This window comes from Acinetobacter sp. 1294243 (assembly GCF_000588015.1).
Lineage (GTDB): Bacteria > Pseudomonadota > Gammaproteobacteria > Pseudomonadales > Moraxellaceae > Acinetobacter > Acinetobacter pittii.
This window is the reverse complement of sequence record NZ_JFXG01000003.1, coordinates 16,415-33,742: the sequence shown is the minus strand read 5'-3', so window position 1 is coordinate 33,742 and position 17,328 is coordinate 16,415. Positions and strand designations below refer to the sequence as shown.

The following is a 17,328-nucleotide window of genomic DNA, read 5'->3' as shown; positions in this document are numbered from 1 at the left end:
AATTGGGATTCTTAAATGTTAAATACAATTTTATTTAGTATTACATTGGGAGTATTCACTTCCATAGTCTCAATTTTTCTTACAGAAAAAATAACAAATGTATTTTTTAATAAAAAAGAATTTTCTGAAAATTATATAATGTTTTCAAAAGTCTTCTATACTTTTTTGTTTATGATTTTTTCAATCTTTTTCTCTATCCTCATAAGAAAAGGTTACCCTATTTATTTTGAAGAAAGCTTAAGACATGTTTTTATAAAAGGATACTTCTCGACCTATTTTATAATTTTTATCATTTTTGTTTTCCAAAAGAATACTTAATATTTTCTGACACACATTTTTTAGTAAAAACCAAATTAGCAGCAAATAATAATGTATAAATTATTTTATTTGATTTCAGATTTAAAAATAGATACTCAATAGACTAATAAATACTGCCTCATTAGATAGGGAGGCAGCATTTGGATATAAGGTCTATTTTAAAGAGGTGTTCCACAAATATCTGTGGTACCTGTTGGATAAGTAAATTGTAGTTTTGAATGATCAGATACTATTTCATATGATATTTCTTTTCCAAGTGAACTAGAGTTGGAAGTATAAAACCCTTCTTCAATGGCAATACCAAATTTCATTTTGCTTAATGGATTTGTATAACTCCATGTGTATCCCCTATCTACTCCATTTACAATATAACCAATTTTCTTGCTGATTTGATTGTAATAAATTCCCACTCTAACTATTTCATTTGCTAAAACTTCTTTTTGTGTCTGATTTGGGGTTATGTTTCCAGAAATAGAACTCATGAACAAATTTTGCTGTGAACCATACGCACTTCCAAAACTTGGCGCGGCAAAAACAATACCGTCATAATTACTTGTTCCTGTGATAAATCCTGAAGCTAGTTCATTTGAGTTTAGATTTATTGGTTTCTTGAAAATATATTCAAAAGCAACAACATTAGACTGAGCAATATTGGTATCAGTTTTAGTTTTTATAAGTGTTCCTATGTTTATATTAGCCAAAGCCTTAGTTAACACTTTCTGACCAGTTATTGTTATATAGTTGCTTGGATTTGGTGTCCCTTCTGGTGTTTGTGAAGCGCTTGGATCAATCTCTAAATCACCAATTTTACATTCAGCCCAGCTCTGTGCACTGACAATTAATAGGCTAAGAATCAATATATTTTTTCTCATTATTTCACCTTAATTTTATTGTGATTTTTGATTGTATGGTAAAAGTTTAAGGTTTAGAAATTTTTCAGATAAAGAGATAATAGGTCAAGTATGCTAAGAATTATTTGATAGCTAGTCTTCTAAAATTAATATAAATCTTGTTCCGATAACTTTGGGTTTCCTTTAAAAATAAATAATCCAAAAGCTAAGCCCCGATTACCGAGACTTAGCTTTTAAAAATAATTTTAAATTAAAAAATTACTTATTTGATGTCTGCAAATTCAGAAACAGGTTTGTTCACTTCAACTTTTGTTCCACCGAATTTTTCGCTTACAAACTTTTGAACTTTAGGTAAGTGGTAAAGTTCACCCAGTTTTGTATAGATCGGGTCGTTTTTGTTCGCTTCAGCAACACCCAACAAATTCACATAAAGCTTTGTAGACTGGTCAATAGGCTCACGGAAGATAGAATCTTTCATTACATTGAGGCCACCCTCAAGTGCCAATGTATTACCCAACACAATTGCGTCTACATCGTTTTTAACACGAACTGCTGTAGTCATTTGAATTGGTTTTAATTGTAAGTTTTTAGGGTTTTCAACGACGTCATTGGTCGTCCCTTTTACAGGATCAAAGTCTGGTTTGAGTTTAATCAGTTTAGCAGACTGTAATAATGTTAAAGCGCGCGCTTCATTGGCAGTATCGTTTGGAATCGCGATAGTTGCGCCTTGTGGGAACTCTTCAACAGATTTAACTTTATTTGCATAAATACCCATTGGCTCTAGGTAAGTTGTCGCAACAGCAGCAACTTTAGCTGTATTTGAAGAGTTATAAGCTGCCAAATAGTTAAATGACTGGAACGCATTTACATCTTGTTCGCCACTTGCTACAGATGTATTCAATACAACATAGTCTGTCAGGTTAGTCACTTCGAGTTTAATGCCCGCTTGAGCAGTTTCAGGAAGCGTTGCAACATATTTCCATACGTCAGTGTCTGAACCTGTTGATACCAGTTTAATAGTTCGAACTGATTCAGTTTTGTCTTTAGCTGATGCTGTATTTTCAGTTTTTGCAGGTTCTTTATTACATGCAGTCAGTGTTAGAACAGATGCGCTGAACAAAACACTAAATAATTTTTTCATAGATACATCCTAAAATAGGAAACGCCTATCTTACAAAAGAGTCAGGCATTGCCAACCAATGGGTCAAAATACAATTTTGGGGCGGAAATAATTTCCAGGTATCGGGTTTAGAAAACTGAATTCAGCATCATTCCTTCCTTGAACTTGCTCGCTGAACAATAGAATTATGTTTTGAAACAGTTTCTAAATATTGGCTCATCATATATCAATAAATGAATATTCTACAAATAACTTGTTCGATTCTGTTATATAGAAGCTTAATTGATAAGATATTGAAAATAAAAAATATATTATATAAATATAGTAATTTTGATTAAAATATATACTTATTTGATTTATATGAAATTTTCAGGATTTATTAGCAGTATTTAAGCTAAATCTTACTGTAATGTAGACACTAGGTATAAAAAAAAAGCCCTTGTCATTAACAAGGGCTTTTAAGAATCTGGCGGAAGCGGTGAGATTCGAACTCACGGAGGACTCACACCCTCGTCGGTTTTCAAGACCGGTGCATTAAACCGCTCTGCCACGCTTCCAACGAGCGCTATAATATAAATAAAAATTGAAGTTGGCAAATCTTTTATTTAATTTTTAATTCAACCGCTCAAAATAAACACAAATCTATTTAAATTTCTGAGTTTTCCGTCTTTTCATAGCGAATTGTATTGATATACCACAGCTTTTTTCCAGATGGCGTGTGTACTTCAACCTCATCATCAACTTCTTTGCCGAGCAATGCGCGAGCCATAGGCGACTCAATCGAGATATGTTGAGGGTGATGATCATAAATTTCATCAATTCCTACAATACGTAAAGTTTTTTGCTCACCTTCTTCGTTTTCAATCTCAACCCAAGCGCCAAAGTAAACTTTGCCGTCTTGCTCAGGAGAGTAATCAACAATTTTTAATTCTTCTAAGCGTTTTCCTAAATAACGTACACGTCGATCAATTTTTCTAAGGAGCTGCTTATTATATTGATAATCCGCGTTTTCACTGCGGTCACCTAAGCTTGCAGCCCAATTTACTTTTTTAGTGATTTCCGGTCGTTCTTCATGCCAAAGTTGTTTTAATTCAGCAACTAATTTGTCATGCCCTGACCGAGTGATTAAGTTAGATTTCATGATAAAAAACCACTGTTCAACAACATATCGCTTACAAGATGTAGCATTTTATACCCTATTTTCTCACATCAGAAGTGTATAAATTTTCTTCCTTAAGAAATTCATGTGTTTATGATGATATATCGAAGTTTTAATTGTACAAAATTTGACATTACTTTTTTTCAATATTATGATGCGCGCAGTTTAAATGTTGAGCATTTTTTAACCCACTCGAAAACTATGTAGATTTTCTACACAGTTTGTTTTTTTCATTTCATGTCATTTTGAATGACGTCATGACTGCCCACCCCTTATTGAATTTATCAACTTTTAGAAGTTATGGCAGCTTTTTGTCTGACTTTTAGGGCATAAATTATCTGTAGCGGAGACAACATGCACAGTAATTCAAGTTCTGGGTCGAGGCTTTGCCTTAACTCTTTATTTTCTTCTCTCCCGTTAAAAGCTCTTGCACTTAGTACTATATTTCTCCCATTTCATAGTCTTAATGCAGGAAAAACCCTACAGTACAATACTGTAGTTAACACAAACACTTTAACTGTTGTTGCGGTAGAAAGCCCAACAACCGTTTTCAAAGAAGATCAGTTTTTACACGGTTTTGGTTACGACTTAGCACGTAACTATGCACAGAATCTAAATGTAAAGCTGGACTTTAAAATCGTGGCAGACAATACCACTGCACTTAGATGGGTTCAGCAAGGTAAAGCAAACTTTGCGATGACTACAGCTGGTTTAAGCACAATCGAAAACAAAGGTTTGATGTCTTTTTCTGCAACTTGTGGTGACACAGCGAATTTGCAAAAAAATGGCTTAAATCCTGAGTTAAGTTGGGTATTTAAACAGGCTGATGACCCACTCACTCAGACCGCCAGTGGCTTTGTATGCCAAAGTAAGCAAAATGGTGTGACACAACAGCTTGCCTCTTTTTATAACCGCAATGTGGTGAAACCAGAAGCATGGTCAACCATTCAACGTGACTTAAGTACACGTTTACCGATCTACAAAGCAAGCTTTAAACAAAGTGCCGCGAAGTATGATCTAGATTGGCATTTACTTGCCGCAATTGGTTATCAAGAGTCATATTTAAAGCCAGAATCTGTTTCTCCCACAGGTGTTCGCGGCTTAATGATGTTAACCAATAGCACTGCTCGAGCAATGGGTGTAAGCAATCGTAGCGATCCTGCTCAGAGTATTCAGGGCGGCGCGAAGTATTACGATTTGATGCTAACTGAATTTGATAATATTCCGTTCCCTGATCGGAACTGGTATGCGCTTGTGGCCTATAACATGGGACCGGGTGCGGTAAGTCAGATTCAGAAGCGCTTGCAATCTCAAGGGAAAGATCCGAACAAATGGGTTAATCTCTATGACTATTTGCAAAGCAATAAAGCGCGAAATGGTCGATATAAGCAAGCAGTTCAATATGTCACTCGTATCCGTGCTTATCTTGAACATATCAAAACGGCGCAAACACGAATCAATATCTAATTTTTATTTTCAAAAGTTGATAAATTCATGGTTTGTATCAATAAAAAGCTTACCTCTTCGGGTAAGCTTTTTATATGAATTCTTTTAGGATTAAGCAGTATGCTCTAATACTTTCTTAAACAAATCTTTTTGTTCTTGGCTTGGCTTAGCTGTTTGTAAAGCCATTAATTGAGACATATCGCCCTGAACTTTAATTTTACCAGTCATGAATGCCTGCATAGCAGCAGCCATATCAAACTCTAAGAATACTTTACGTAAAGTTTCAGCATCCATATTTAAAGTTGTTTTGGCATTTGAAGACAAACCTTTTTGGATTTTACCCCCATCTAACGCTAATTCGGTATTTCCAGAAGCATCTGTAACTACTAAATTAATTGCCAAATTCGCAAGAGCTGGTGGCAAATTAAGATCACCTGCTTCAGCAGTTAATTTTTCGACAGTCGCAAACCAATCTTCAGTTAAAAATGCAGGCATGATTCTTCCTCAAATTTATTTGTTCAATTTCTCTGGTTGTCTATCCAGACAACATCATGTGAAGCAATTCTGCTTGTGCGTTGTTATAGCATGTAATTTAAATTTTGGGCTATGACTTTTTGTACGGAACATTCATTTTTTAGTATTTTGATACATTAAAGGCACTTGTTTATAAAGTGCCTTTAACATTGTCTACACTAGCTTTTATTCAGCAGCAAAGCTTAAGTTCACGACATCTAAACGGTTCTTCAGCTCTTCCGGATCTTTAATATCTAGCTCACGCTGAGAATCTAGAGCTTCAAAATCAAACAATTCACGGTCCGCTAACTGAGACGGAGATACATTTTGTAACGCCCCGAAAATGCTGTGTAAGCGTTTTGGATATTGTTTATCCCATTCACGTAGCATTTCGTTAAGCATGGCACGCTGTAGGTTTTCCTGCGAACCACAAAGGTTACATGGAATGATTGGGAACTGACGAATCTCGGCATATTTAATAATGTCTTTTTCTTCAACATATGCCAAAGGACGAATCAAAATGTTCTTTTTATCTGACGATAAAAGCTTTGGAGGCATCGCCTTTAAGCTACCGCCATGGAACAAATTCAAGAAGAACGTTGCAATGATGTCATCACGGTGATGACCTAAAGCAACTTTAGTGGCACCAATCTCATGTGCAAAGCCATATAAAGAACCACGGCGTAAACGTGAACATACTGCACAGTAGGTTTTACCTTCCGGCGTTAAGCGTTTAGTAATGGTATAGGTGTCTTTTTCTAAAATGTAATATGGAATGTTGTTCTCTTCCATATAACGAGGCAAAACATCTTCAGGAAAGCCTGGTTGTTTTTGGTCGAGGTTAACCGCAACCACCTCAAAATTAATCGGTGCGATACGCTTAAACTGCAACAAAATATCGAGCAAGGTATAACTGTCTTTACCACCAGAGACACACACCATGACCTTATCGCCATCTTCAATCATATTGAAGTCACGAATAGCATGCCCAACTTGACGGCGAAGCTTCTTGAGCAAACGGTAATAGGCCGAGCTTGTTGGAAGTTCAGGCTTAAAATTAAATCCCTGATTGGACTCAACTGGCGCGTACATAGACGAGATATACCCATAAATAAAAATACCGCGCAATTTTATATGATTCAGAAGAGAATCGCATCAAAAGAATAGTTTCAATTCTTGAAGTCGTCACATTGCTCGTGCATGATGCAAAACACATGCTCTATTTTGACTGAAGCGTTCAAAATTTGTGCAAAATGCTTACTTTTTGGACTTTTCCACAGTTTTCCACAAAACCTGTGGATAAAATTGTGGATTTCTTCGTACTTGACAAACTGTTTTGGCCTTCTGTTAAGGGTTTTCTTTAAATTGATCATTTTTTAACCAATGTTTTTTGTTATTAACAATCAACAAGTTAACCATGTCAATAGAATCATTTTAAAAAAATTTTTTAATTTTTTTTGATGAGCATTCGAACAAATCAGCTTGATTTTTTGAAAGAGTCGAAATAAAAAAAATTACACAAATCTTCTTTAAGTAATATTTTTTGATAAACTCTTTTGCAAGTTTTGAGTACCTAAAATTGTGAATAACATAAAATGAAAAATTCGGTTCAATTTCTTGTTTCTTGTTTGCTGGGGATGACCACTTTTACGGTCGGCACAACCTCGAGTTCAGCGGGTCAAATGTATATTTACCAAGATAAAAACGGTAGTACATTGCTCACCAACCGAAAAAGCTATGACCACTCTCTTAAAAAAGTAAAAGTGACCTATTACCCTGATAGTAATATTCACAGTTATACAAACTGGGGAGCATCAGAAGCTTCTGTTCTGCCAAGCTACAATAAGAATAAAAATGCTTTCGACCATATTATTAGACAAGCTGCACAACAACATGGTGTTTCAGAAGGTCTAATTAAAGCCGTTATGCACACCGAGTCAGGATTTAACGTAAGAGCTCGTTCGCCAGTAGGTGCTCAAGGCTTAATGCAGCTCATGCCTGCGACTGCCCGTCGTTTTAATGTCTCTAACGCCTATGACCCGCAACAAAATATTTTTGCAGGCGCTAAATATTTAAGCTGGTTACTCAAGCGTTTTAATGGAAACACGCAAATGGCGCTTGCGGCTTACAATGCCGGGGAAGGTAATGTCGACAAATATGGCGGTATTCCCCCTTTCCGTGAAACACAAGATTATGTGCGCCGTGTAACAAGTCGATACCAAAACCTATATGCATCGGGTTCAGGTTTTTCATCTTTTACGAATGCTTCAGTACAAACCGTTTCACATCCTTCTAATTTGGCAGAAAACACAACAGCTCAAATCACGACTCAATCACCTAAATATTCATCTTCTCGTCAAATCGTGACTTTATCTGACGGTACCTATACCGATGCGCCAACGGGCACTTATGTCACCAATAATGCCACCGCAATTGCCCATATAAGAATTGAATAAACAGTAAAGAAGAACGGCGGCTCGCAGTTCTATTTAGGTTAGTTTAGATGTTTTAAATTGTAATGATCTATTACCCGATCTTTACCATTTTGACGAATTTAGCCAATTATTCTTTAAATTTAGGTACATTCTGCTACATGAAAGAATGTATCAATTCCTTATTTTTTTCTTGAATTTTTCCCCCAAGCCCCGCATATTAGCTTCATGATTTCGAATTTGTAAATCAGATAACATTTTATTTATAAGAGGATTTTCTCAATGATGCGGATTGGTTTGTTTTTGCTTACCAACCTCGCGGTACTGGTTGTAGCTGGCATTATTTTGTCACTCTTCGGTGTCGGTAGTTACCATGGCGCGGGTGGCTTGAATCTAGGCAACCTTTTAGTGATCTGTTTTGTGTTTGGTATGGTGGGATCTTTAATCTCGTTATTCATGTCAAAATGGATGGCTAAGAAAACGACCGGTACAGAACTGATCGACCCGAATGCTCCTCGTAACCAAGCTGAAAGCTGGTTATTGCAAACAGTCGCTGAACTTTCTCAACGTGCTGGTATCAACATGCCAGAGGTTGGTATTTTTCCATCATATCAATCCAATGCCTTTGCAACAGGCTGGAACAAAAATGATGCTTTAGTTGCCGTTTCATCTGGTCTACTTGAACGTATGAACAAAGATGAACTACGTGCAGTGCTTGCGCACGAGATTGGTCACGTTGCGAATGGTGACATGGTTACCCTAGCGCTCATCCAAGGTGTTGTGAACGCCTTTGTTATGTTCTTTGCGCGTGTCGTTGGTGACTTTATCGACCGTAACGTATTTGGTCGTCAAGACGATGAAGCCCCTGGTATGGGTTACTTCATTATTACCATGGTATTGGATATCGTCTTTGGTATTCTCGCTTCTGCCATTGTGATGTGGTTCTCTCGTTATCGTGAATACCGTGCTGATGAAGCAGGTGCACGTTTAGCAGGTAAACAAGCAATGATTTCTGCATTATTACGTCTCCAAGCTGAGACAGAAATGCCAGATCAAATGCCAAAAGAAATGAAAGCCTTCGCAATTGCGGAAGGTAAAGAACAAGGTTTCAGCTTAGCTGCTTTGTTCCAAACCCACCCAACAATTGAACAACGTGTGGCAGCTTTACATCAATTAGATTGCCCATAAAACGTTTAATGTAAAAATAAAGCCTCCAAATGGAGGCTTTATTTTTTATTACATGGTTTGATAGAGACTCCAAAGATAGCTTGCGCCCCACCAAACAGCTAATCCAATTAAAAGCAGTACAAGCGCACCTACTAAATCGGGAATATGCAACCATAACCAACTGACAACAGGATTTCTCCAGAAAGCTGAGTTCTGCTGCTTCTTTTCGAGCTTTTCATGTAAGTAGGGATGAACGACATGAATATCACTTTGGATCTTATATTCTTCGCGTATATGCGTATGAACTACATCTAGTGCTTTTCGACTTGGTCTTATAAAAATATCAAAAATAGTCCCAGCCACAGGAACAAATCCGACTACAGCATCTACAAAGGCAAGTTTGATGACTGGAGTCAATTTATGCTGAGGCACACCAATTTGTTTGGCTTTATAAATCGCATAACACGTCAATGCGAAACCAGCGACATCACCTGCAATTGGAATCGTACTGAGCGCAGCATCGGCACCAATACCTTGCTTTGTAAAAGGAATGCGAACCGCACTATCCATCATGGTTGCAAACTTAGCCAGATCTCGTTCTAGTGCGATAACCTGTTGCTCTGTTAATTTTTTTTCTTGAGGCATCTAAATCAAATATATAAAGAGAAAGTTAATCTTAATATACTTGATTTAATACCTCTTTTTAAATTGTTTACTTTTAACTAGTAGTTTTCGATCTAAACAGCGAACGCAGTAATACGTACATAACTGGAATAAAGAAAAGAACCAGTACTGTACCAAACATAACGCCACCTAAAATACTAATACCGATTTCTTGACGGCTTACAGCCCCTGCCCCTTGTGCAAAGACCAAAGGAATCACTCCTGCACCAAAAGCTAAAGAAGTCATTAAAATCGGTCTTAAACGTAAGCTTGCGCCTTCTAAAGCTGCTTCAATTGCACTCTTCCCTTTTTCTTGCGCCAAGGCAGCAAACTCAACAATTAAAATTGCATTTTTACAAGACAATCCAATTGTGGTTAACAGTGCAATCTGGAAATACACATCATTTGGTAGACCAAAAAGATAAGAGAATATGACACTTCCTCCCACCCCAAGCGGAATAGAGGTCATTACCGCAGCGGGAATGCTTAGACTTTCATAGAGTGCAGCTAAACATAAGAAGATAAAGCCTGCCGAGATTAAATATAACCAGACAGCCTGATTTGTCGACTTCTGCTCTTCAAAAGATAAACCTGTCCACGCCAAGCCAACATCCTTTTGCTGATTTACAAGTTGTTCAACATCTTTCATTGCCTGACCCGAACTGCTACCACTCGCAACATCAGCTTGAAGTTGTAATGCACTATAACCCATATAGCGTTTTACAATTTCAGGAGCACCACCCCAACTGAAGTTAGCAAATGAGCTAAAAGGCACCATCTCATTTTGATTATTACGTACAGACCAATTATATAAATCTTCCGGTTTCGATCTGAACTCGGCATCACCTTGGATCATAACGCGTTTGATACGACCACGGTCAATAAAGTCATTCACATACGTTCCACCCCATGCACTCGACAAGGTATTGTTAATCGCGGGGAGCTCTAATCCATTTGCTAATGCTTGTTTCTGGTCAATTTTGATATTGAGGTTTGCTTTACTGTTAGTAGATTGCTTATCAAAGTTCTCAAAACTTGAATAGCTTTTACTCTGCGTTTGCAACTGGCGGAAGGTATTATCCAGAAAATCTTGCCCTTGGCCATTTAAATCCTGAATCCATAAATCCAACCCATCAGTTTGGCCCAAACCATTGACTGAAGCAGGTAATGTCACATTAATTTGTGCATTATTGAACTGACTAAAATATTTCATTGCACGCTTTTGTATAGCGTCAGCCGAATTTTCCTTACCTGTACGTACATCCCAAGGTTTTAAGGCAATAAATCCTTGCGCCAAGTTCTGCCCTGTACCAGAATAATTTCGGCCATAGCGGATTAAAACCAGATCCACATTCATATCTTCTTGAGTTAAGAAATATTGGCGGACTTGTTCTCCAATTTTCTGACTTTGCGAGATTGGCGCACTATCAACAAGTTTAATTTGAACACTTAAAATGCCTTGATCTTCTTTAGGAATAAATCCACTTTTTAAACCGCTATAGAACAATGCAAAAACAGCAATCAAAGCCACAAAAATCACGATAACCGATTTACTATACCGAATGGTTGTCTGGACAATCTTGATATATTGATTTTTGAGTTGATCAATTTTTTTGTTAAACCAAACTGCCCAGCGCATAGGCTCTGGATTAGGCTTTAAAATTAAGGCACATAAAGCAGGTGTTAACACTAATGCCACGACGAGTGATAACGCCATAGCGGCAACTAAAGTAATAGAAAACTGACGGTAAATCACGCCAATTGAGCCACCTAAAAACGACATTGGAATAAAAACAGCAGTTAAAACCAATGTAATTCCGACTAAGGCACCACTAATTTCTCCCATCGACTCAATGGCTGCTTCTTTCGGCGTTAAATGCTGTTCATGCATGAGCCGTTCAACATTCTCAACCACCACAATCGCATCATCTACTAGCAAACCAATGGCGAGCACCAATGCAAACAGCGTCAAGGTGTTAATACTAAAACCGAGCACATATAAAACAGCAAAAGTTCCCAAAATAACCACAGGAACGGTAATACTTGGAATGAGTGTAGCGCGCCAGCTTTGCAAGAACAGGAACATCACCAAAATAACTAAAATAATGGCTTCAATAAGCGTCTTTACAACTTCCTTAATAGACTCTTGGACAAACGGCGTATTATCTCGTGGATAAACAATTTTATAGCCAGCAGGTAGCTTGGTTGTAAGCTGATCTAGAGTTTGATGGATGAGTTTTGAGGTCTGAATCGCGTTTGCACCAGAAGATAGTGAAATGCCTAAACCAGCGGCCGGATAGCCATTAATAGTGTTAAAAGACTGATAATTTTCTGCACCCAACTCGACTCTAGCAATATCTTTTAAGTAGACATAGCTCGCTGTTTGATTTGCTTTCACTACAATATTTTTAAAATCTTCGACTGTTTTTAGTCGAGATCCTGCGGTGACTTTAGTATTTAAATATTGTCCATCAATGACAGGTAAATCACCGATTGCACCTGCGGCAACTTGTGTATTTTGAGCAGTGATTGCATTCGCAACATCACTTGGCATTAAATTATATTGTTTTAATTTCTCTGGATTTAGCCAAATTCGCATTGCATATTGCGAACCAAAAACATCAGACTCACCCACCCCTTCAATACGGTTCAGGTCATCTACCACATGTGTCGTTAAATAGTCCGATAGCTCAATATTGCCCGATTTACCAGTTGAGTCATATAAGCCTACCACCATAAAAGTATCGCCAAGTGACTTGCTCACAGTCACCCCTTGGCGTTGTACTTCATCGGGTAAACGTCTTATGACGCCACTAATACTATTTTGTACTTGGACCTGTGCTGTATCTGGATTTGTGCCATTATCAAAACTAATGGTAATTCGGCTACGTCCTGATGAATCACTGGTAGAGCTAAAATAAAGTAAATTATCAATACCTTGTATTTGTTGTTCTAAAATCTGAGTAACACTTTGCTCAACCGTTTGCGCATCCGCACCACTATAACTTGCCGATACTGTAATTTTAGGAGGGGCAATATCAGGATAGCGCTCTACGGGTAAATTCAGCACCGAGAAAATACCAAATGCCATAACAATAATTGCTAGTACACTGGCAAAAATGGGACGCTGAATAAAAAATTTAGATAGCATGGCTGCTCAGAATTAGGTCGTCAATTAACAGATGGCAATACCAAATTTGCCCTCTTGATCATCGACGAGCAATATAAAAAAGACAAGTAGAATTAACACAATAAATGCAATTAGAACAAAAACAAAGCAAGAACTCGCATTTCCTACAAACCCATAAACAAGGTTTTAACAAGTGTCACTGAAAATTCATGAATTCTTCATGATCACGTCAATTTCAAGCATCAGACTAATTGCGTTTCGACTAAAACAATATGAGTAGAATTATGTTTAAAAAAGCACTTTTATGCTTAAGTTTAATTAGCTTGGCTGGATGTAATGACGATGATAAAACTGAAAACTCACCAACCACACCAGAATATCAACTTCCTAAAATTTTAGTAGTAGGACACCGTGGCGCAAGCGCTTTACGTCCAGAACATACATTAGCTTCATATCAGAAAGCGATTGATGATGGTGCAGATTTCATTGAACCTGATCTAGTTTCTACAAAAGATGGCGTATTGGTTACTCGCCATGAAAATGAGATTGGTGGAACAACCAATGTAAGCACTTTAAGCCAGTTTGCAGATCGTAAAACAACAAAAAATATTGATGGTAAAGACTTAACTGGCTGGTTTACAGAAGACTTCACTTTAAGTGAATTACAGCAGCTTAAAGCACGTGAACGTATTCCAGAGTTCCGCCCAGCAAACACAGCCTATAACGATCTTTACCCTGTCCCGACGCTAGAACAAGTGATTGAGCTGGCTGAAGCAAATTATAAAAAAACAGGAAAAATTATTGGGTTATATATTGAAACCAAACATCCGACCTACTTTAAAAACCAGAAACTGGCAATGGAAGATACCCTTCTTAAAACCTTAGCCAAGTATAAATATACACGTGAGATTGCACCTGTCTATTTACAGTCTTTTGAAGTGAGTAATCTAAAATATTTAAAAGATCAGCTCGGCCTTCATAAAACGATTAAACATGCACAAATTATTCAATTATATGACGCTAAAACTTCGCAACCAGCCGACTTCGTTGAATCTGGTGAAACTAAAACTTATGCTGATTTAGCCACAGCAGAAGGCTTAAAAGACGTAGCTAAATATGCAAACGGTGTAGGACCAAGTAAAGGCTATATTCTGAACTTTAATGACGATGGCTCAGTTCAAACGACTTCGTTTATTTCTGATGCGCATAAAGCTGGCTTAAAAGTACATCCTTATACTTTCCGCCCAGAAAATAATTATTTACCAACACCTTTAAAATGTAGTCAAGATAAACCAGCGGAGCGCTGTCCATCTGGTGCTTTAAAAGAGTTTGAAGCCTATTTTAAAGCTGGAGTTGATGGAGTCTTTACAGATGACCCGGCACTTGGCCGTGAAGCCGTTATTAATTATGAAAAAACCGCAAAATAAATAAAGTTTTTAATAAAAAAACAGGGCAATAAATGCCCTGTTTTTTTATTTCTCTACAACATTATCAAAATAGAGCGGGATCCACTGATATTGCTCGGCATTTACTTTATAAACATGACCAATGCCCGGGAATGGTAAATGTGGTGCGGCAACCCATTGTTGCTTATTTGAAATTTCTGCAAACATTTTGAGACGGGTATTAATTGCCTGCTCAGAATTCACATCAAAATCTACCCCAGTTTTTGGAGCATCAAATTGCAATGAATGTGAGTGGACAATGTCTCCAACAAAAATGATTTGCTGATCATTACTTTTTAAGCGGAAGCTATGATGACCTGGTGTATGACCACGAGTATCGATTACCTCAAAACCTTGAATGACGTCGCCATCTTTAAATGTCTTGAATGCTTTTTTTGCTTGGTATGGAGCAAGAGCAGTTTTTACGTTTTTAACAGTACCCAAATAATTTTCTTTTTTGTCTGCTGGCACTGTTTTTTCAGAAGCTGGATTTAACCAGTAATCAGCTTCATGCTCATGTGCATATACAGTTGCATTTGGAAATACGGCTTTTCCATTTTGAGCAATACCGCATACATGGTCTGGGTGTAGATGAGTAAGTAAAACAGTTTTTACATCAGCAAGCTTATAACCAGCCAATTCAATATTTTTTGCAATCGAGCCAAGTTGCGGGCCAAAACAACTTGCTGCACCACTGTCTACAAGCGTTAAGCTTTTTCCATCATCAACTAAAAATGCATTTACCGAGGTTTGAATCCCTTTCTCATTAACAGCAGCATATTTCGTTAAGATTTTAGTTTTCTGAGCCTGATTTAAGTTTTTGAATAAATCAGGATTTAAATAAATCGTACCATCAAGCAAAGAAGTTACGCGGTAGTTTCCAAATTGATGGTGATAATATCCTGGTACTTGCGGGGTTGCTGTTGGCTCAGCATAACTTGCATGGATGCTTCCAATTGCAAGGCCCAACGCTACACATAATTTTTTCATCTTTTCTTCTCTATTGAGTTATAAAGTCGAAATCTTTAAAAAAGATTTAATAATTTTTTAAGACCCAAATTATATAATGCATGAAAAGTGTCAGAAATATAAGTATATGAATAGCTATTCTCCCTATAAGGGTAAAAGCGGTCTTAAGCGCATATTAAATGCAACGGGCTACTCTATTTCAGGATTTAAAGCAGCTTATAAAAATGAGGCAGCTTTTCGCCAAATTGTTTTGATTAATATTATTTTGATTCCGGTTAGTTTTTTTCTTGATGTGAGCCGTAGTGAACATGTATTACTGATTATTGTATGTCTTTTTGCAATGATCGTTGAGCTATTCAACTCTGCTATTGAGGCTGTGGTTGACCGAGTCTCTCTTGAAAAACATCAGCTTTCTAAAAATGCAAAAGATATGGGAAGTGCTGCCCAATTTGTTGCACTCTCTATCATTGCTATTACCTGGTTAATTATTTTATTAGGCTAAAAAAAACCATGCCTACAAGTAAATAAGCATGGTTGTAACAAAAGAGGAACTTCTAGCTGCTGTTCCTGTTTTTAATATAAATAATGGAACTTAATTATTTCTTAAAATTACGTGAAAAATAAAAAATCCCTGCATAAGCAGGGATTTTTTGGTTAAAGCGTTGATGCGTTATTACATCATGCCTAACATCATTATTACCTTATATGAACTAGTATGAAGCAACCACTTAATCCAATGTCACACAGTATTTTTATACTGAACTAGTATGAACTAGCCTTACATGACATTACCGAATTTTGTGAGTAAGATTGTGAGTAAGGTCTCTCAAAAATAGCGTTACTCACACTTTATGTTAAACGATCTAAAAATCAAACGATTAAAACCAACTGAAAAAGTCTTTCGCGTTGCTGATCATTCAGGTTTATGTTTAGAAGTCCGCCCATCTGGTGGAAAGTTCTGGCGCTTCCGTTATCGCTATCTAACTAAAGCAAACATGCTAACAATCGGCCAATATCCAGAAGTTAGTTTAGCAGAAGCTCGTTTAAAAACTCTAGAATTTAGAAAACAATTAGCCAACGGCGTAGATCCTTCAAGCTACCAACAAGAAGAATTATTAAAAGCCATTCAAGCAAACACTGGTACATTTAGTTTAGTTGCAGCTGAGTTTCTCGAAACGAAAACAGGCCAGCAATCTGAAGAATGGTTTACACGCCGTAAAAGTTATTACAAAAAAGATATCTTCCCTATTCTCGGCAATAAGCCAATTCATGAAGTTGATTCAATTGATATTAAAAATGTGCTTGATAGTACTATGGCCAGAATTAGGAAGTCAGGTAAAGGTACTGGAGAAGCACGTGGAATTTTCGTAAGGCAAATTATTGGTGAGGTTATGACTTATGCCATTATTACTAAACGAATCTCTATTGATCCCACTTATGCTTTAAGAGGATATATCAAGCTTCCAGAAGTTACCCATGCTAGACCATTAACCGAAGCTGAGAAAAAGGAATTATTCCCCAAGCTAAATGCATATGGTGGCTCAAAAAGCACTAGTAATGCTATTAAAGCGGCGACTTATTCTTGGCTCAGATCAATTGAAATCAGACGCGGAAGAAAAGAGTTTATTAATTTTGAAGATGAAACTTGGACTATTCCGGCTGTATCAAGAGCTGAAATTCTTGCTGGTAAACGTAATATGAAAAAAAACAGGATGCATATCGTTCCTTTATCAAAACAGCTTATTGAAATAATAAAAGAACAATTTGAGCTATACCCAAATAGTGAATATATCTTTCCGGGTGAAGATGGTGAGATGATAGGGAAAACTACTCTAAATACAGCATTAGATAATCTGGATATTGATTTTACCATGCATAGCTTAAGAGCTACCGCCTCAACAGTTGCTAACGAAAATGGATTTAATCAGGACTGGGTAGAACTGCAACTTGCACATGTATCAGATAACAAAACACGTGCTTCATACAACCACGCCCAATGGCTAAATGATCGTAGAAATATGATGCAATGGTGGGCAGATCATGTAGATAGTTGGGCCGACCAATTTCCGACCAAATGCACCAGAGTTAACGACAAGTTTTGACTTTTGTTTGTTT

General features: G+C 37.1%; 14 protein-coding genes, 1 tRNA gene and 1 pseudogene. 7 read left to right on the top strand and 9 right to left on the bottom strand.

Annotated features, from left to right (window positions below; genetic code table 11):
* Positions 1 to 15 precede the first annotated feature (15 nt).
* A complete protein-coding gene (locus tag J655_RS25695; RefSeq protein WP_032052317.1) occupies positions 16 to 318 on the top strand; it encodes a hypothetical protein in 303 nt (100 codons plus the stop codon).
* Between the two features lie 158 nt (positions 319 to 476).
* On the opposite strand, the gene J655_RS09750 is transcribed toward J655_RS25695, so the two are convergent.
* The 4 genes from J655_RS09750 to greB all read right to left on the bottom strand — a co-directional run bounded on the left by J655_RS09750 (position 477) and on the right by greB (position 3,430).
* The gene (locus tag J655_RS09750; RefSeq protein WP_032052316.1) at positions 477 to 1,190 is read right to left on the bottom strand and encodes a DUF4882 family protein; all 714 of its coding nucleotides are present in this window, start codon (positions 1,188 to 1,190) and stop codon (positions 477 to 479) included.
* 241 nt (positions 1,191 to 1,431) lie between these two features.
* Positions 1,432 to 2,310 carry a MetQ/NlpA family ABC transporter substrate-binding protein gene (locus tag J655_RS09745; protein ID WP_002118503.1) on the bottom strand — a complete coding sequence of 293 codons (879 nt, stop codon included), beginning with the start codon at positions 2,308 to 2,310 and terminating at the stop codon, positions 1,432 to 1,434.
* Between the two features lie 446 nt (positions 2,311 to 2,756).
* Positions 2,757 to 2,846: transfer RNA gene (locus J655_RS09740), tRNA-Ser, on the bottom strand.
* Between the two features lie 89 nt (positions 2,847 to 2,935).
* On the bottom strand, positions 2,936 to 3,430 hold the full coding sequence (gene greB, locus J655_RS09735) for a transcription elongation factor GreB (protein ID WP_032007037.1): 495 nt from the start codon (positions 3,428 to 3,430) through the stop codon (positions 2,936 to 2,938).
* Between the two features lie 372 nt (positions 3,431 to 3,802).
* Here greB and J655_RS09730 point away from each other — a divergent pair, with 372 nt between their 5' ends.
* Positions 3,803 to 4,915 (top strand): transglycosylase SLT domain-containing protein, encoded by a 1,113-nt coding sequence (locus tag J655_RS09730; protein ID WP_032052315.1) that lies wholly within the window; start codon positions 3,803 to 3,805, stop codon positions 4,913 to 4,915.
* Between the two features lie 90 nt (positions 4,916 to 5,005).
* Here J655_RS09730 and J655_RS09725 read toward each other — a convergent pair whose 3' ends face one another.
* Both J655_RS09725 and ttcA read right to left on the bottom strand, forming a co-directional pair.
* Positions 5,006 to 5,389 carry an SCP2 sterol-binding domain-containing protein gene (locus J655_RS09725; protein ID WP_002118641.1) on the bottom strand — a complete coding sequence of 128 codons (384 nt, stop codon included), beginning with the start codon at positions 5,387 to 5,389 and terminating at the stop codon, positions 5,006 to 5,008.
* Positions 5,390 to 5,593: 204 nt separating this feature from the next.
* Positions 5,594 to 6,499, bottom strand: a complete 906-nt coding sequence (gene ttcA / locus J655_RS09720; RefSeq protein WP_032052314.1) for a tRNA 2-thiocytidine(32) synthetase TtcA — start codon at positions 6,497 to 6,499, stop codon at positions 5,594 to 5,596.
* A 503-nt stretch (positions 6,500 to 7,002) separates the two neighbouring features.
* On the opposite strand from ttcA, the pseudogene J655_RS09715 reads away from it, so the two are divergent.
* Positions 7,003 to 7,678, top strand: a pseudogene (locus J655_RS09715) (lytic transglycosylase domain-containing protein); the annotation flags it as partial.
* A 443-nt stretch (positions 7,679 to 8,121) separates the two neighbouring features.
* Positions 8,122 to 9,027 (top strand): protease HtpX, encoded by a 906-nt coding sequence (gene htpX, locus J655_RS09710; protein WP_002118851.1) that lies wholly within the window; start codon positions 8,122 to 8,124, stop codon positions 9,025 to 9,027.
* 48 nt (positions 9,028 to 9,075) lie between these two features.
* Here htpX and J655_RS09705 read toward each other — a convergent pair whose 3' ends face one another.
* Both J655_RS09705 and J655_RS09700 read right to left on the bottom strand, forming a co-directional pair.
* Positions 9,076 to 9,651 carry a DUF4112 domain-containing protein gene (locus tag J655_RS09705; RefSeq protein WP_032007032.1) on the bottom strand — a complete coding sequence of 192 codons (576 nt, stop codon included), beginning with the start codon at positions 9,649 to 9,651 and terminating at the stop codon, positions 9,076 to 9,078.
* A gap of 73 nt (positions 9,652 to 9,724) precedes the next feature.
* Positions 9,725 to 12,820, bottom strand: coding sequence for a multidrug efflux RND transporter permease subunit (locus J655_RS09700; protein ID WP_032007030.1), 3,096 nt, complete (start codon positions 12,818 to 12,820; stop codon positions 9,725 to 9,727).
* A 263-nt stretch (positions 12,821 to 13,083) separates the two neighbouring features.
* On the opposite strand from J655_RS09700, the gene J655_RS09695 reads away from it, so the two are divergent.
* Positions 13,084 to 14,226 (top strand): glycerophosphodiester phosphodiesterase, encoded by a 1,143-nt coding sequence (locus J655_RS09695; protein WP_032007029.1) that lies wholly within the window; start codon positions 13,084 to 13,086, stop codon positions 14,224 to 14,226.
* 45 nt (positions 14,227 to 14,271) lie between these two features.
* Here the strand turns inward: J655_RS09695 and J655_RS09690 are convergent, their stop codons facing one another.
* Positions 14,272 to 15,234, bottom strand: a complete 963-nt coding sequence (locus tag J655_RS09690) for an MBL fold metallo-hydrolase (RefSeq protein ID WP_032007028.1) — start codon at positions 15,232 to 15,234, stop codon at positions 14,272 to 14,274.
* Positions 15,235 to 15,340: 106 nt separating this feature from the next.
* On the opposite strand from J655_RS09690, the gene J655_RS09685 reads away from it, so the two are divergent.
* Positions 15,341 to 15,715: a diacylglycerol kinase gene (locus J655_RS09685; protein WP_002118962.1), complete on the top strand. Its 375-nt coding sequence runs from the start codon at positions 15,341 to 15,343 to the stop codon at positions 15,713 to 15,715.
* Between the two features lie 349 nt (positions 15,716 to 16,064).
* A complete protein-coding gene (locus tag J655_RS09680; protein ID WP_032042639.1) occupies positions 16,065 to 17,315 on the top strand; it encodes a tyrosine-type recombinase/integrase in 1,251 nt (416 codons plus the stop codon).
* The last annotated feature ends 13 nt before the right edge of the window (positions 17,316 to 17,328 follow it).

Excerpts from the sequence above, each read along its gene's own strand:
- J655_RS09685 (WP_002118962.1), top strand. The coding sequence starts at position 15,341 with ATGAATAGCTATTCTCCCTATAAGGGTAAAAGCGGTCTTAAGCGCATA.
- htpX (WP_002118851.1), top strand. The coding sequence starts at position 8,122 with ATGATGCGGATTGGTTTGTTTTTGCTTACCAACCTCGCGGTACTGGTT.
- greB (WP_032007037.1), bottom strand. The coding sequence starts at position 3,430 with ATGAAATCTAACTTAATCACTCGGTCAGGGCATGACAAATTAGTTGCT.
- J655_RS09690 (WP_032007028.1), bottom strand. The coding sequence starts at position 15,234 with ATGAAAAAATTATGTGTAGCGTTGGGCCTTGCAATTGGAAGCATCCAT.
- J655_RS09725 (WP_002118641.1), bottom strand. The coding sequence starts at position 5,389 with ATGCCTGCATTTTTAACTGAAGATTGGTTTGCGACTGTCGAAAAATTA.
- J655_RS09745 (WP_002118503.1), bottom strand. The coding sequence starts at position 2,310 with ATGAAAAAATTATTTAGTGTTTTGTTCAGCGCATCTGTTCTAACACTG.
- J655_RS09700 (WP_032007030.1), bottom strand. The coding sequence starts at position 12,820 with ATGCTATCTAAATTTTTTATTCAGCGTCCCATTTTTGCCAGTGTACTA.
- J655_RS09680 (WP_032042639.1), top strand. The coding sequence starts at position 16,065 with ATGTTAAACGATCTAAAAATCAAACGATTAAAACCAACTGAAAAAGTC.
- J655_RS09695 (WP_032007029.1), top strand. The coding sequence starts at position 13,084 with ATGTTTAAAAAAGCACTTTTATGCTTAAGTTTAATTAGCTTGGCTGGA.
- J655_RS09730 (WP_032052315.1), top strand. The coding sequence starts at position 3,803 with ATGCACAGTAATTCAAGTTCTGGGTCGAGGCTTTGCCTTAACTCTTTA.
- J655_RS09750 (WP_032052316.1), bottom strand. The coding sequence starts at position 1,190 with ATGAGAAAAAATATATTGATTCTTAGCCTATTAATTGTCAGTGCACAG.
- J655_RS09705 (WP_032007032.1), bottom strand. The coding sequence starts at position 9,651 with ATGCCTCAAGAAAAAAAATTAACAGAGCAACAGGTTATCGCACTAGAA.
- ttcA (WP_032052314.1), bottom strand. The coding sequence starts at position 6,499 with ATGTACGCGCCAGTTGAGTCCAATCAGGGATTTAATTTTAAGCCTGAA.
- J655_RS25695 (WP_032052317.1), top strand. The coding sequence starts at position 16 with ATGTTAAATACAATTTTATTTAGTATTACATTGGGAGTATTCACTTCC.